The sequence below is a fragment of the Sphingobium fuliginis genome, assembly GCF_015074805.1.
Lineage (GTDB): Bacteria > Pseudomonadota > Alphaproteobacteria > Sphingomonadales > Sphingomonadaceae > Sphingobium > Sphingobium fuliginis.
Genome location: NZ_CP060036.1, coordinates 717,807 through 732,476, shown reverse-complemented (window position 1 = coordinate 732,476; position 14,670 = coordinate 717,807). Strand labels below are relative to the sequence as shown.

11 protein-coding genes are annotated in these 14,670 nt (G+C 66.5%); 5 read left to right on the top strand and 6 right to left on the bottom strand.

Annotation, left to right across the window (positions count from 1 at the left end; genetic code table 11):
* Positions 1–4: 4 nt before the first annotated feature.
* The 3 genes from H5V43_RS19480 to H5V43_RS19470 form a co-directional block, all read right to left on the bottom strand.
* On the bottom strand, positions 5–922 hold the full coding sequence (locus H5V43_RS19480; protein WP_200887663.1) for a TauD/TfdA dioxygenase family protein: 918 nt from the start codon (positions 920–922) through the stop codon (positions 5–7).
* 86 nt (positions 923–1,008) lie between these two features.
* On the bottom strand, positions 1,009–2,433 hold the full coding sequence (locus H5V43_RS19475) for an NAD-dependent succinate-semialdehyde dehydrogenase (RefSeq protein WP_025551967.1): 1,425 nt from the start codon (positions 2,431–2,433) through the stop codon (positions 1,009–1,011).
* A gap of 45 nt (positions 2,434–2,478) precedes the next feature.
* Positions 2,479–2,955 carry a nuclear transport factor 2 family protein gene (locus tag H5V43_RS19470; RefSeq protein ID WP_025551965.1) on the bottom strand — a complete coding sequence of 159 codons (477 nt, stop codon included), beginning with the start codon at positions 2,953–2,955 and terminating at the stop codon, positions 2,479–2,481.
* 192 nt (positions 2,956–3,147) lie between these two features.
* Here H5V43_RS19470 and H5V43_RS19465 point away from each other — a divergent pair, with 192 nt between their 5' ends.
* Both H5V43_RS19465 and H5V43_RS19460 read left to right on the top strand, forming a co-directional pair.
* A complete protein-coding gene (locus H5V43_RS19465; protein WP_229742588.1) occupies positions 3,148–5,016 on the top strand; it encodes an NAD(P)/FAD-dependent oxidoreductase in 1,869 nt (622 codons plus the stop codon).
* Positions 5,013–6,464, top strand: a complete 1,452-nt coding sequence (locus tag H5V43_RS19460; protein ID WP_025551962.1) for an MFS transporter — start codon at positions 5,013–5,015, stop codon at positions 6,462–6,464. The genes H5V43_RS19465 and H5V43_RS19460 overlap by 4 nt, the downstream gene beginning before the upstream one ends.
* A 196-nt stretch (positions 6,465–6,660) precedes the next feature.
* On the opposite strand, the gene H5V43_RS19455 is transcribed toward H5V43_RS19460, so the two are convergent.
* The 3 genes from H5V43_RS19455 to H5V43_RS19445 all read right to left on the bottom strand — a co-directional run bounded on the left by H5V43_RS19455 (position 6,661) and on the right by H5V43_RS19445 (position 10,514).
* Positions 6,661–7,839 carry a mandelate racemase/muconate lactonizing enzyme family protein gene (locus H5V43_RS19455; RefSeq protein WP_162195989.1) on the bottom strand — a complete coding sequence of 393 codons (1,179 nt, stop codon included), beginning with the start codon at positions 7,837–7,839 and terminating at the stop codon, positions 6,661–6,663.
* Positions 7,836–9,491: a GMC family oxidoreductase gene (locus tag H5V43_RS19450; RefSeq protein ID WP_025551949.1), complete on the bottom strand. Its 1,656-nt coding sequence runs from the start codon at positions 9,489–9,491 to the stop codon at positions 7,836–7,838. The genes H5V43_RS19455 and H5V43_RS19450 overlap by 4 nt, the downstream gene beginning before the upstream one ends.
* A gap of 117 nt (positions 9,492–9,608) precedes the next feature.
* Positions 9,609–10,514 (bottom strand): SMP-30/gluconolactonase/LRE family protein, encoded by a 906-nt coding sequence (locus tag H5V43_RS19445; RefSeq protein WP_025551947.1) that lies wholly within the window; start codon positions 10,512–10,514, stop codon positions 9,609–9,611.
* Positions 10,515–10,727: 213 nt separating this feature from the next.
* Here H5V43_RS19445 and H5V43_RS19440 point away from each other — a divergent pair, with 213 nt between their 5' ends.
* From H5V43_RS19440 to H5V43_RS19430, 3 genes are read left to right on the top strand one after another with little or no spacing between them, the layout of a single operon-like run.
* Positions 10,728–12,218: an aldehyde dehydrogenase gene (locus tag H5V43_RS19440; RefSeq protein WP_025551945.1), complete on the top strand. Its 1,491-nt coding sequence runs from the start codon at positions 10,728–10,730 to the stop codon at positions 12,216–12,218.
* Between the two features lie 21 nt (positions 12,219–12,239).
* Positions 12,240–12,986, top strand: coding sequence for a cyclase family protein (locus H5V43_RS19435; RefSeq protein WP_025551943.1), 747 nt, complete (start codon positions 12,240–12,242; stop codon positions 12,984–12,986).
* Positions 12,979–14,646 carry a thiamine pyrophosphate-binding protein gene (locus H5V43_RS19430; protein WP_025551941.1) on the top strand — a complete coding sequence of 556 codons (1,668 nt, stop codon included), beginning with the start codon at positions 12,979–12,981 and terminating at the stop codon, positions 14,644–14,646. The genes H5V43_RS19435 and H5V43_RS19430 overlap by 8 nt, the downstream gene beginning before the upstream one ends.
* Positions 14,647–14,670: the final 24 nt, after the last annotated feature.

The following is a 14,670-nucleotide window of genomic DNA, read 5'->3' as shown; positions in this document are numbered from 1 at the left end:
TTTATCAGATCGGCTGTTCCAAAGTGGGGGCGCTGTCCTCCAGCGTCACCCGGCGCATGTCGCGCGGATATTTCTTGTCGTCATAGCGCGTGCCGCGATGCATGGTGCAGCGATTGTCCCAGATGACGAGGTCCCCGACCGCCCATTGATGCGCATAGACGAACGGGCGCTGGGTCGCGAATTCGGTGAGTTCCCGGATCAGCGCCATGGCTTCGGGACGGGGCCAGCCCTCGATGGCGCCGATATGGGCGGAGAGGTAGAGGGCAAGCCGCCCGGATTCCCTGTGCAGCCGCACCAGCCGTTGCGGCACCGGCGTGCACCGTTCGACCTCCTCCGGGCTGAATGCGTCGAAACCCATCTGCTCGCGGGAATAGATCAGCGAATGACAGGCGATCAGGTCCTTTGCAATGGCCTTGAGTTCGTCCGGCAGATGGTCCCATGCGACGCGGGTGTCGATATATTCGGTGGCGCCGCCGACCGGCGGGATGACGCGGGCCTGGAGCATCGACCAATAGGCCGGCGTCGGCTTGAAGCTGCTGTCGCTGTGCCACAGCAGATTGCCCAGATTATACATGCGCCGCCGGTCGTCCGCGCCCCAAATCCGGCCGTCCGGGCCCAGATTGGAGATGTCGTTGATCTTCATATTGGCGATGCGGCGTCGTTCCTGGTCAACCAGCGTCGGCGTCTCCTCGATGGTGCCGAACTGTTCGGCGAAGGCGGCCTGTTCGTCGTCGCTCATCATCTGGTTGGGGAAGACGACCACGCCATAACGGTCCATCGCGCCCTTGACCGCCGCCTTCTGCTCCTCCGTCAGCGGCCGGCGCAGGTCGATCCCCTCCGCCCGCGCGGCGAAATGGGGATGGACCGGCGTGCATGTCAGCATATCGTTCCTGTCCAACATGGTCGAATGACTGGACATCATCTTCTCCTGTCAATTGCGCGGGGCCCTGGCCCCGAAAGCGATTTGGTACCGGTCACAAACCTGTCTCTCACAAATGCGGCCCCGGTTCAAGCAAGAGACAGGCAGAGATATTTCAGCTCCAGATAATCATCCAGCCCGTAACGCGACCCCTCCCGGCCGATGCCCGATTGCTTGACGCCGCCAAAGGGCGCCACTTCGGTCGAAATGAGGCCGGTGTTGATGCCGACAATGCCGGATTCGATGCCTTCCGCCGCGCGCCAGATGCGGTTGACGTCGCGCGCGTAGAAATAGGCGGCCAGTCCGAATTCGCTGTCATTGGCAAGGGCGATGGCTTCGGCGTCGTCATCGAACTTCACCAGTGGCGCCAGGGGGCCGAAGGTCTCCTCCTCCAGCACCTGCATGCCCGGCTTCACGTCGCGCAGGATCGTCGGGGTGAAGAAGCGCGGGCCGTCGGGGGCGGGACCGCCGCCCAGCACGATCCGCGCGCCCTTCGCCACGGCATCGTCAACGTGCCGCTGGACCTTCGCGACGGCCGGTTCGTCGATCAGGGGACCGATGTCCACGCCGGTGCGGGTCCCTTCGCCGACCCGCAGTTTCGCGGTGGCGGTGGCCAGCTTCCCGGCAAAGGCGTCATAGACGCCCGCCTGGACATAGAAGCGGTTGGCGCAGACGCAGGTCTGGCCTGCATTGCGATATTTGGACTGGATCGCGCCCGTGACGGCCGCATCCAGATCGGCGTCGTCGAAGACGATGAAGGGCGCGTTGCCGCCCAGTTCCAGGCTGAGTTTCTTGATGCTGCGGGACGCCTGCTCCATCAGCAGCCGCCCGACCGCCGTCGATCCGGTGAAGCTGATCTTGCGGACCACGGGATTGCCCGTCATTTCGGCCCCGATCTCCCGCGCGTCGCCGGTCACGACGTTGAGAAGCCCCCGGGGCACGCCCGCCTCGTCAGCGATCTGCGCTATCGCCAATGCGGTGAAGGGCGTGAGTTCCGAAGGCTTGAGCACCACCCCGCACCCAGCCGCAAGCGCCGGGGCCAGTTTGCGCGCGACCATGGCGGCGGGGAAGTTCCAGGGGGTGATCGCGGCCACGACGCCCACCGGGTGCTTCAGCACCATGATGCGCCTGTCCGGCATGGGACCGGGAATGATGTCGCCATAGGCGCGCTTCGCTTCCTCCCCGAACCATTGGAAGAAGGACGCGGCATAGGCGATCTCGCCCTTCGCCTCCGCCAGCGGCTTGCCCTGTTCCTCGGTCAGCAGGGCGGCAAGATCGTCGGCGCGCTCCAGCATCAGGGCGGCGATGCGTTGCAGGATCGCGGCCCTTTCGCCGGCCGGGCGCGCCGCCCAGGCGGGCATGGCCATGGCCGCCGCTTCTATCGCCCGCCGGCTCTCCTCCCGCCCCAGCGCCGGAACGCGGCCGATGATCCCGCCCGTCGCCGGATTGTCGACCGCGATCCACTCCCCATTGCCGACCCATTCACCCGCGATGAAACATTGTTCGCGCTTCACTGACCGTCCTTCGCCCGCATTCCGCCCGCACCCGCACTCGTCGCATCAATCCTTCAGGCTGCCGGGACTCCATTTCTCATACCACGCACGCGGCGGCACGGTGGTCGGCGTGTCGCTCTTGAACAGGTTGACGAATTCCCGCGTGCGGAAACGCCAGCGGCCATCCTCGCACAGCAGCAGATGGTCGATCTGCTCCGCGATCTGGATCGGCGCGTGGGAGGGCAGCACCGGCGTCCCGTCCCCGGCGAACAGCATCATGACATTGTTCGTGCGCGCCAATCCGGGCTCGATCAGCTCGGCGCGGAAATTCGCGATGACATGGCGGTTGACGCGCGGCCCCCGGCTCTGCCGCCAGACGTAGAACTGATGGATCGCCTCGCGCCCCTTCAGGTTGAAGAAGGTGGCGTCCTCCAGATAATAGTCGCGGGTGTCCAGACCGCCATTGACGTCCACCTCATACCAATAGTCCGTCGCATTGGCGAGCAGGAGCTGGGTCAGCATGATCTTTTCTTCGGATGTCATCGCCAATTCCGTCGTCCTGTCCCTGCCGGCGCTATTGTCGCAGCGGGGGATGCCTTCCCGCCGCTCTCTCACAAGAACATAGAATAGGGCATGACGCCCTGTCCGATCACCTTTGGTTATACTCGCGCCAGAATACTTATTTTTTCCGCCGATGGGATTTTGCCACCGAAGATGGCAGGTTGAGGGGCCGCCGTGCGCGGGGCGGAAGAGGAGCAGAAGGTGAAGAGCGGACAGCATGACCGGGCGCTGGAACACTGGCTCGACGGATTTCAGGCCGCGCTGGCTGCCCGCGACACCGGCGCCGTCCTTGCTCTTTTCGCGCCCGACGAATGCTATTGGCGCGATCTGGTCGCCTTCACCTGGAACATCGCGACGATGGAGGGGCGCGAGGCCATCGGTAAAATGCTGGACGCGCAGGCCGATCCCGTCCTCCCCTTCACCGCGCGCCCGGAAGGCGGCGCCGCCGAAAGGGACGGGCTGATCGAAGGCTGGTTCGATTTCGAGACCGGCGCGGGCCGGGGCAAGGGCCATGTCCGGCTGAAGGACGGCCGGTGCTTCACCCTGCTCACCGCCCTGCAGGAACTCAAGGGCTTTGAGGAGCCGGGCGGGCGTCGCCGGCCGGAGGGCGTCGTCCATCGCGCCATCAAGGACCGGGAAACCTGGTCGGAGGCGCGGGCCGCGACCGCCCGGACGCTGGGGACGGAGGTGCAGCCCTATTGCCTGGTCGTCGGCGGCAGCCAGGGCGGGCTGGCGCTGGGCGCGCGGCTGAAGCGGCTCGGCGTCCCGACCCTCATCGTCGACGCGCTGGAAAAGCCGGGCGATGCCTGGCGCAGCCGCTACAAGTCGCTCTACCTGCACGATCCGGTCTGGATCGACCATCTGCCCTATATCCCGTTCCCGGACCATTGGCCGGTCTATACCGCCAAGGACAAGATGGGCGACTGGCTGGAAATGTATGCCCGGGTGCTGGAACTGGACTTCTGGGGCTCCACCCGCTGCACCAGGGCGCATTATGACGAAGCCGCGAAACGCTGGACGGTGACGGTCGACCGGGCGGGGCGGGAAATGGTCCTGCGCCCGGCGCAGCTGGTGCTGGCCACCGGATTGTCGGGCATCGCCAACATGCCCGTCTTCCCCGGCGCGGACAGCTTTCGCGGGGTGCAGTGCCATAGCAGCCAATATGCGGATGGCGCGGCCTTTGCCGGCAAGGCCTGCGTGGTCGTGGGTTCCAACAACTCCGCGCACGACATTTGCGTCGACCTCTGGTCGAACGACGCGAAGGTCACGATGATCCAGCGGTCGCCCACCACCGTCATCAAGGCGAGCGCGCTGCGCCGCATTTCCGAAGAAGGCCCCTATTCGGAGAAGGGGATCGCGGCAGGGATCGATACCGACCGGGCCGACCTGATCACCGCATCCACGCCCTTCCGCCTGAAGGAAGCGATGGACCGCCATAATTGCGACCGCATACGCCGGGAGGACGCGGCCTTCTACGAACGGCTGGCGGCATCCGGCTTCCAGTTCGATTTCGGGGAGGACGGGACGGCCATAGCGGGCAAATATATGCGCCGCGCCTCGGGCTATTATATCGATGTCGGCGGCTCCGACCTGATCTGCGACGGAGAGGTCAGGGTGCGGAGCGGCGTCGGCGTCGCCTCCATCGCCCCCGGCGGCCTGGTGCTGACCGACGGCAGCGAGGTGGCGGCCGACGCGATCATCTACGCGACCGGCTACGGCCCGATGGACGGCTGGGCCGAGATGCTGATCTCCCGGGAGGTCGCTGAAAAGGTGGGCCGCTGCTGGGGCCTGGGATCGGGCACCGCCATGGACCCCGGTCCCTGGGAGGGGGAGCTTCGCAACATGTGGAAGCCGACCCGGCAGGAGGGGCTGTGGTTCCATGGCGGCAATCTGGCCCAGTCGCGCTTCCACTCGCTGCATCTCGCCCTTCAGATCAAGGCGCGGATGGAGGGGATCGATACCCCCGTCCACCAGCCCGAAGCCGTGATGCGGGCGCCCCTCTGCCTCCCGGAAGACGGCCTCATGGCATCGCAGGGGGCATGAGCGGCGGCTGCACGGCCGCTCCATCCGCAGATCGTTCCAGCCGGGGCAATTACCGCGTCGTCGCGCTGATCGTCGCCAGCACCATGATCATGGAGCAGATCGACGCGACCGTGCTGACCACCGCGCTGCCCACCATCGCGCGGGACTTCCGGGAACCGGTCAATGCCCTCGGTCTGGTCCTGACCGCCTATCTGCTGGCGGTGGCGGCCTTCATCCCGCTGAGCGGCCGGCTGGCCGACCGGTTCGGCGCGCGGTCGGTATTGCGGGCGGCGATACTGGTCTTCATGGCGGGCTCGCTGCTCTGCGCCTTTTCGACATCGGCAGCCCAGATGGGCATGGCCCGCTTCGTGCAGGGCGCGGGCGGGGCGATGATGACCCCGGTGGGGCGGATCGCCCTGCTGCGCGTCACGCGCAGGCAGGATCTGGTTTCAGCGACCGCCTGGCTGGTCACGCCTGCGCTGCTGGGCCCGATGCTGGGGCCGCCCATAGGCGGGCTGATCGTCACCCATCTGGACTGGCGCTGGATATTCTACGTCAACCTGCCGGTCGGGCTGGCGGGGATCGCCGCCATCTCCCTCCATATCGACAATGGCCGCGCCGATGCGCCCGGACGGGCAGACATTCCGGGCTTCCTGATCTGCGCCGCCGGCCTCGGTACCCTGCTGCTCGGGTGCGAAAGCGCGAGCCAGCCGGGGCGGCTGGGGCAGGCCTTGCTGCTGCTCGCCGTCGCGGGCGTGATGGCCGGAACCTATGTCCGCCATGCGGCGCGCCGGCCCGATCCGCTGCTGGACCTCACCGTGCTGCGCGACCGGTCCTTCCGCCTGTCGCTGATCGGCGGATCGCTGACCCGCATCACCCAGGGCGCGCAGCCCTTCCTGCTGCCGCTGATGTTCCAGGTGGGATTCGGCTTCAGCGCGGCGGTGAGCGGGGCGATCATGCTCGCCACGGCGGTGGGATCGCTGGTGTCGAAGGCCATCGTTTCCCCGGTGCTGCGCCGTCTGGGCTTCCGGCGCAGCCTGATCGTGAACGGCCTGCTGTCCTCGCTCTGCTACGGGCTGGCGGCGGCGTTCCGGGCGGACTGGCCGGTGCCGCTGATGATGGCGGTCCTGACGCTGGCGGGCTTTTTCATGTCCTTTCAGTTCTCGGTCTACAACACGGTGGCTTATGAAGGCGTGGAGGCGGCGCGGATCAGCCGTGCGTCCAGCCTCTATTCCACATTCCAGCAATTGCTGCTGTCGCTGGGCATCTGCACCGCCTCCGTCGCGATCCAGGCGAGCATGGCCGTCCGCGGATCGGCCACGCCCCACCGGGAGGATTTTGCCGCCGCACTGGTCGCCGTGGCCCTGATCTCGCTGTCGGCTTTCTTCGTGAACCGGCGCTTCGCCCCGGATGCCGGATCGGCCATGAGCGGCCATGTGCCGCGTGCGGAGCAGGACAGACCGAAATGAACGCCTATTGGCCAATCCAAGACATTCCCCTCCCGCAGGCGGGAGGGGTTAGGGGTGGGCGCGAGCGCAGCAAGCTTCTGACTTAGCCGTTGCAAAACAGCGCAGATGCCGCGCCAGCCCAGCCCCTAACCCCCTCCCGCCTGCAGGAGGGGAAATGTCCGCAATCCAACCCAAATCGGCAGAGGTCTGCGCCGATCTACCCGGTCACTTCCAGCTTCTGGAGCGTCATGCGTTGCAGCGCCGCTTCATCGACGGAAAGACCCAGGCCCGGCCCCGTCGGAACCGTCACGGCGCCATTCTCTATCGCCATGGCGCCTTCCGCGATCAGGGGATCGTCGCCCAGCACGCCCACGCCGAAGACGAACTCCGCCGCGCCGAAGGTGCGGGCCGCCGGGACCGAGGCGCAGAAATGCGCGGCCGCCGCCGCTTCGAGTTGGGAGGCGACCGCCAGGCCTCCGCAATTGATACCGATGCCGTGCGCCTCGCCCAGCGCCGCGATCTTGCGGGCGGGGGTCAGGCCGCCGACCTTGTAGAGCTTGATGCAATATACATCCGCCGCCGCCGCATCCGCGATGCGGGCCGCGTCCTGGAGCGTGAACAGGCTTTCGTCGGCCATGATGGGAACGCCGCCCGCCTTGGCCCGGATCGCGGCCATGGCGCGCAGATCGGCCCGCTCCACCGGCTGTTCGCAATAGCCCACATCCATGTCGCCCAGGGCGTTGAGAGCCGACACCGTGTCCGCCGCCGTCCAGCCGGTATTGGGATCGACGCCGATCATGATGCCCGGCCCGACCGCCGCCCGCACCCGTTCGAAATTGGCGACGTCCGTCCGCCAGCCGCCCTTGCCCGCCGCCTTCAGGCACAGCACCCGGATGCCGAATTCCTCGACGGCGCGGCGGGCGTCCGCGACCATCTGCGCGGGATCGTCATAGAGGCTGACCGACCATTCCAGCGGAATCGCGGCATTGGCCCGCCCGCCGATCAGCGCGTGGACGGGCAGGCCCACCGCCTTGCCGAATGCATCGTGCAGCGCGATGTCGACCAGCGCGCGCGCCGCCGGATTGCCCGCCAGCCGCGATGTCAGCAGGCCGTCGATCGATTCCAGGTCGCACACCCGCTTGCCGATCAGCAGCGGTCCGTAGATGTCCCTGATCGCGCCGATCACGCTATGCACCGTATCGGCGACGAAATGGCCGGGGCTGATCGGACGGATCTGGGCGATGCCGGTCACGCCTTCCGCATGGATCTTGAGCAGGACGGGCTTGCCCAGCAACTGGTCCGAAGGCCCGGTGTCGTAGCTGCCGCTGGAGAAAGTGCGCTTCAGCCGGACCGGCAGTTCGGTGACGTGCAGTTCTATCCTCTCGATGCGCATCATGCGGCCGCCCGGCTGTCGTTGCGCCATTGCGCCAGCACGATGTCGGCGCCCCGTTCCCCGAGCGCGATGGTCGGCGCATTGGTGTTGGACGAGGGAATGGTCGGGAAGATGGAGGAATCGATCACCCGCAAATTGCCGACGCCGCGAACCCGCAGTTGCGGATCGACCACCGCCTCCGCATCGGTCCCCGCCTTGCAGCTTCCGACGATATGCCAGGTGGTCTGCGTCGTTTCCCGGATATAGTCGATGATCTCCTCATCGGTGACGGTGGCGTCGCCGGGCCGCGTTTCCCGCACGATCATCGCCCGCATCGCGGGATGGGAGGCGACGTCCCGCACTGCCTTGATCCCCGCCAGCAGCACGCCGACATCATGCGGATCGTCGCAATATCTGGGGTCGATCTTCGGATAGGCGACGGGATCGGGCGACTGGATATGCGTCCAGCCGCGCGAGCGGGGCCTGAGGCCCATGACGCCCACGGTGAAGCCCGAATGCGCGTCCAGCCCGTCCTGCGGCCTGCGCGCATAGCGATCCTTGCCGGAAAAGGGCTGAAGCTGGAGCTTCAGGTCGGCGCGCGGTTCATCGGGGGAGCTGCGCATCACGATATGCGCCACCGCTGAGCAGATCGACAGCAGCCCCTTGCCGAACAGCGCGAATTTCAGGCCTTCCTTCACCTTCACCGTCGGGCGCTGCAGGGCGTCGTTGATGGTGATCGGCCTGGTGCATTCGAATGTCAGGCGGGTATTGGGATGGTCCAGCAAATTCTCGCCCACGGCGGGCATGTCCCTGATGACCTCTATTCCATATTCGCGCAGCAGCGACGCATTGCCGATGCCGGACAGTTCGAGCAGCTTGGGAGACTGGACCGGCCCTGCGGACAGGATCACTTCCTTGCGGGCGTCGATGCGCGTCAGTTCATTGCCACGCCGGACCTCCACACCCGTAGCCACGCCGTTTTCGATGATCACCCGCGTCACCAGAGCGTCGACCATCACGTCCAGATTGGGACGGCCCCGCGCCGGCTTCAGATAGCCGACCGCCGAAGAGGAGCGGAAACCGCGCCTGGTCGAATATTGCAGATAGGACGCGCCCTCATAATGGCCGTCATTATAATCCTCGACATAGTCGAACCCGGCCTGGCAGCCCGCTTCGACAAAGGCGTCGGCCAGCGCGTCGAAATGCTTGAGGCTGGTGACGCCGATCGGCCCGTCATGGCCGCGCACCGCCGGATCGCCCTGGCGGTAGCTTTCCATCCGCTTGAAATAGGGCAGCATGTCGGACCAGCCCCAGCCCGGCAGGCCCAGCGCCGCCCAACTGTCGAATTCCGCCGGATCGCCGCGGACATAGACATTGCCGTTGATCGAGCTGGAGCCGCCCAGCACCCGCCCCCGCGTCCATAATTGGGTGCGGTTCTTGAGCGCGGCCTGCGGTTCGGTGATGAAGGGCCAGGTGTGATTGGGGTCCTTTAGCAGGTTCACGACCATCAGGGGTATGTGGATGCTGATGCTGCTGTCGCGCCCGCCCGCCTCGATCAGCAGCACCCGTTCCCGGCCATCCTCCGACAGACGATTGGCAACCGCGCATCCGGCCGACCCGGCACCCACGACGATGAAATCATAAGGCCCTTCGTTCCGGCCAGCCCTTGCGTTCACGCTGCATCCCTCATCGATATTCTGGTTGGCCGGACATTATGGCCGGGTAGCATGCAATACAATATAATCGCAGAGGAGCAGCATATCGTTATCGCATGCCGAAACTGTCGGCGCCGGTCAGGACTGGGGCTTCACCGTCACCGGCGTGCGCCAGATCTCGCCCTTTTCCGCCTCCGTCACGTAGAGATAGCCGTCATGGATGGTGAGGTTCGTCGTCCAGCGGCCGGCTTCCTTCGGCAACTTCATATAGCCGAGCGTGAAGCCGTCCATATCGGCCACGCCCACCGCCCCGGCCAGAAATTCCGCCCAATAGAGCCGCCCGTCCGCGTCCATGGTCATGCCGTCCGGCCCGATCCCGCCATCGGTATGCGCCAGAATATAGGGGCCGCGCTTGCTCTGCGCATTGGCGACCGACGGCATGGTCATGATCGCCTTCGCGCCGTAGAGGCCGATATTGACGAACTTGCCGTCGGGCGTAAGCGCGACGCCATTGGGATAGGGCAGCCTGTCCGCCAATATCCTGGCCGAACGGGTGCCGGGCGCGAAATAGGCGACGCGCCCCACCCGGTCGAGATAATTGGAATTGTCCGCCAGCGTCACATAGATGCCGCCCTGTTCATCGAAGACGAGGTCGTTGGCGACAAAGGATTTGCCTTCCACCCTGTCCGCGAAGACTGTGAGCGACCGGGACCGCGGATCATAGGTCAGGATGCCGCGCGCATTGTCCGTGATGAACAAGCGCCCGTCCTTATGGAAGCGCGCGCCGTTGGGATTGCCCCCCGTGCTGAGCTGGGTGACGCATTGGCCGCCGACGACCTTGACGATTGCGCCGTTGAACAGGCTGACGGCCCAGATGTCGCCATTGCCGTCGAAATTGATCCCTTCCAGGAACTGGCCGCAGGTGACGAGCTTTTCGAACCGGCATTCGCCGCATATGTCCTTCAGGGTCGATGCCTGCGCGGCGACGGCGCCGGTCATCGCGACGGCGCAGCCCAAGAGCTTCATCAATTTCCGGATTGCCATTCCACCTCTCCCATGCTCCGCTGTCCTGCGCGCATTTCCGATGCGAAATCATCCGGATCGAGGGGATCGAAAGCCAATATCCAAACGGCATTCAGGAGAAGCGCTGCTTATGGTGGAACCGGCGGGCACCATAAGCTTCCGTTATTCTCGCTCACCGGAAACATATTGGAGGGCATAGCGTCGGCGGGCTAGGACTGTGCCAAAGGCGGGAGGATGACATTGGCTGAGCGGCAGGATTACGATCTTTTCATCGGCGGGCAGTGGGTGCCGCCGGAAACGAACGAGCGCTTTCCCACCGTCAATCCGTTCGACCAGAATGTCTGGGCGACAATCTCGCAAGCCGGTCCGTCCGACGTCGCCGCCGCCGTCGCCGCCGCCCGGGATGCCTTCGAACGGCGCTGGCGCGGGGTGCCGGGGGTGGAGCGCGCCCGGCTGATGCACCGCCTGGCCGACCTGATCGAGCGCGACGCCGACCGGCTGGCCAGGCTGGAGTCCACCGACAATGGCAAGGTGATACGCGAAACCCGATCGCAGATGCGCTTCTGCGCGCGGGTCTTCCGCTTCTTCGCGGGCTATGCCGACAAGATATTCGGCAAGGTCATTCCCGTCGACCGGTCCGACATCTTCGACTATGCGACGATGGAGCCGCTGGGGGTGATCGGCGTCATCACGGCATGGAATTCCCCTATCGCGCTGCTGGCGAACAAGGTGCCGGCGGCTCTGGCGGCGGGCAATGCGGTGGTGGTGAAGCCGTCCGAGCATGCGTCCGTCACCACGCTGGAATTCGCGCGGCTGGTGGAGGAGGCGGGATTCCCCAAGGGCGTGTTCAACGTCGTCACGGGGGACGCGCGTACCGGAAGGGCGCTGGTGGAAGGCGGCGGGCTGGACAAGATCAGCTTTACCGGCAGCAGCCATGGCGGGCGGGAAATCGCCGCCGCCGCCGGGCGCAACCTGACGCCCGTGATCCTCGAACTGGGCGGGAAATCGCCCAACATCATCTTCGAGGATGCGGACCTGGGCAAGGCGACCGTGGGCGCGCTGGCGGGCATTTTCGCGGCGACGGGGCAGACCTGCATCGCCGGGTCGCGCCTGCTGGTCCAGCGGTCGGTCCATGACGGCGTGGTGGAGGAACTGGCGCGCCGGGCGGCGAATATCCGGCTGGGCGATCCGCTCGATCCCGCGACGGAGATGGGCACGGCGGCCAACCGGCCGCAGTTCGACCGCATCCTGTCGTTCATCGAGTCCGCGAAGGCGGACGGCGCGCGGCTGATCACCGGGGGCGAAGCGGCGCGCGACGGCATTCTGCGCGACGGGCTGTTCGTCAAGCCCACCATCTTCGCGGACGTCGACAACCGCATGCGCGTGGCGCAGGAGGAGATTTTCGGGCCCGTGCTCTCCATCATCCCCTTCGATACGGAGGAGGAGGCGATCGCCATCGCCAACGACCAGAGCTTTGGCCTGGCGTCGGGCATCTGGACGCAGAGCCTGAACCGCATGCACCGCGTTTCCGCCGCGCTGCGCACCGGCATGGTGTGGGTCAACACCTATCGCGCCGTGGCCGTGCAGACGCCCTTTGGCGGGGTGAAGGACAGCGGCTTCGGCCGCGAGCGCGGCGAAGAGGGGTTGAAGGAATTCCTGACCACGAAGAATGTGATGATCAACCTGTCCGAAAGCGAGCGGGACCCGTTCCAGGTGCAGACCTGAACGGCAGAAGAGGATGAGCCGATGTGCGATCAATGCCCCAAGGCGCCGGATGGCTGGATCGGCTGGCTGGACCTGCCGGCCAGCAGGCCGGTCCAGCCCGCCGGTCCCTGGGTCGACCTGACCCATGATGTCGGCCCGGACATGCCCTGCGCGTCGATCTTTCCAAGGCCCAGCTTCGGCAAGCTGCGTTCGCTGCCCCAGGACCCGTTCAACGTCACCGACATCCACATGGTCGCGCATGCCGGGACGCATGTCGACGCGCCGCTGCATTATTTCGAGGACGCGCCCGACATGGCGTCGATCCCGCCGGAGCGGCTGAGCGGCGAAGGCGTCGTCTGGCGCATCGAAAAGGGGCCGGACCAGATCATCTCCGTCGCGGAGCTTGAGCAATGCCGCCCGGTCCTCCAGGCGGGCGACATATTGGCGGTGGACACCGGCTGGGCCGCCCGCTTCGGCACGCCGGACTATGAACGGCATCCGAGCTTCAGCCCCGAAGCCGCCACATGGCTGCTGGAAAGGCGCATCAAGATGCTGGCCTGCGACTTTGCGACGCCCGACCTTGTCTATCATCTTCGGCAACCCGGTTTCGATTGGCCGGTCCACCGCACGCTGCTCGCCAACGGCATATTGATCTGCGAGCATTTGACCGGGCACGCCGCCTTCGCCGGGGATCGGGTCGAGTTCCTGTTCGGCGCCCTGCCCATCGCCGGAGGCGACGGTTCGCCAGCGCGGGTGCTGGCCCGCAGGATCGCCCGAGCCGGTGTATAGCGGGGACCGGTATCTGGCCGACGCGCTTGCGGCCTGCGGCGCGACTCATTTCTTCCACGTCCCGCTGCTGCTGCCCGGGGCGGTCAAGGCGATGCAGGCTGCCGGGGTCCTGCCCGTCGTCGCCCATGGCGAGAAGGCCGCCGCCTATATGGCGGACGGCTATGCGCGGGCTTCGGGCCGGATCGGCCTGTGCGGGGCGCAGCAGATCGGCGCGGCCAATCTGGCCGCCGGATTGCTGGACGCGCTGATGGCGCGATCCCCGGTGCTGGCGCTGACCGGCGGCAGCACCGCCGCCACCCGCGACCGCAACCAATATCAGGAGGTCGACCAGCAGCCCATTTTCGCCGGGCTGACCAAGATGACGTCGCGCATCGACCTGGTCTCGCGCCTGCCCGACATGCTGGGCCAGGCCATGCGGGTGGCGACCGGCGGCGCGCCCGGCCCGGTCCATCTGGAACTGGCGGGCTTCACCGGGGCGGTGCTGAACGATCCGATGGACCCTGCGCCCCTGCCCGATCCGGCCTTCGCTTCATGCCCGGCGGTCCGCCATGCCGCGCCCGCCGCCGATATCCGCCGCTCCGCCGACCTGCTGCGCCATGCCATGCGTCCCGTCGTCATCGCCGGATCGGGCATCCGCGCGAGCGGCGCGCAGGAAGCGCTGGCGGCCTTCGTGCGGCGGCACGGGCTGCCCCTCGCCACCTCGCTCGACGCCAAGGCGGTGTTGCGGGAAAGCGATCCGCTCTCGCTCGGCGTCTGCGGCATCTATTCGCGGGAAGCCGCCAACCGGGCGGTGAGCGAGGCCGATCTGGTCCTTTTCGTGGGGACCATGGCGGGCAGCATGACGACCACTGGCTGGAAGGTGCCCCAACCCGGCATCGCCGCGATCCAGATCGACGTGGACGCCCGCGAACTGGGCCGTAACTATCCGTTGCAGGCCGCGCTTTGCGGCGATCCGAAAACCATATTGGAACAATTTTCCGCTGCGCTGACGGACATGCCGGTACGGCGGGACTGGCTGCGGCATGTGGAAGAATTGCGCGCGGACTGGACCCAGGCGGCGGCGCCGGCCGAAATGTCGGACGCCCTGCCGATCCGTCCCGAACGCCTGTGCCGCACCCTGTCGGAAGAACTGCCGGAAGGCGCGCTTCTGGTGGTCGACACCGGCCATGCCGCCGCCTGGGCGGCGCGCCACATCTATCTCGACCGGCGCGGGCAGGGCCTGCTGCGCGCCGCCGGATCGCTCGGCTGGTCCTATCCCGCCTCGCTCGGCGCCAAATGCGCGCAGCCCGACCGGCCCGTCCTGTGCTTCACCGGCGATGGCGGGTTCCTGTACCATATGAGTGAAATGGAGACGGCGCGGCGTTACGGCATCAACACCGTCACGATCGTCTCCAACAATAACGGCCTCAGCCAGGAAAAGCCGGTCTGGGCCGGCAATGCCGACCATGATCATCACTGGCGCTTCTCCCCTGTCGACTATGCCGCCGCCGCGCGCGCGTTCGGCTGCAAATCCTGTCGGATCGAGCGGCTGGGCGAGTTGGGCCCCGCGCTGCGATCCGCCATCAAGGAGGATGCGCCTGTCATCGTGGAGGTCATGACCGACATATTGGCGTTGCATCCGCCCGCCTGGACGCCCTCCGATCCGGCCCGGTTCTATTAGGTGGATTGGGTGCGTTCGGAATAG

Bases quoted from the DNA above. Each gene is read 5' to 3' on its own strand.
- H5V43_RS19480 (WP_200887663.1), bottom strand. From the start codon at position 922: ATGATGTCCAGTCATTCGACCATGTTGGACAGGAACGATATGCTGACA.
- H5V43_RS19470 (WP_025551965.1), bottom strand. From the start codon at position 2,955: ATGACATCCGAAGAAAAGATCATGCTGACCCAGCTCCTGCTCGCCAAT.
- H5V43_RS19460 (WP_025551962.1), top strand. From the start codon at position 5,013: ATGAGCGGCGGCTGCACGGCCGCTCCATCCGCAGATCGTTCCAGCCGG.
- H5V43_RS19455 (WP_162195989.1), bottom strand. From the start codon at position 7,839: ATGATGCGCATCGAGAGGATAGAACTGCACGTCACCGAACTGCCGGTC.
- H5V43_RS19445 (WP_025551947.1), bottom strand. From the start codon at position 10,514: ATGGCAATCCGGAAATTGATGAAGCTCTTGGGCTGCGCCGTCGCGATG.
- H5V43_RS19440 (WP_025551945.1), top strand. From the start codon at position 10,728: ATGACATTGGCTGAGCGGCAGGATTACGATCTTTTCATCGGCGGGCAG.
- H5V43_RS19435 (WP_025551943.1), top strand. From the start codon at position 12,240: ATGTGCGATCAATGCCCCAAGGCGCCGGATGGCTGGATCGGCTGGCTG.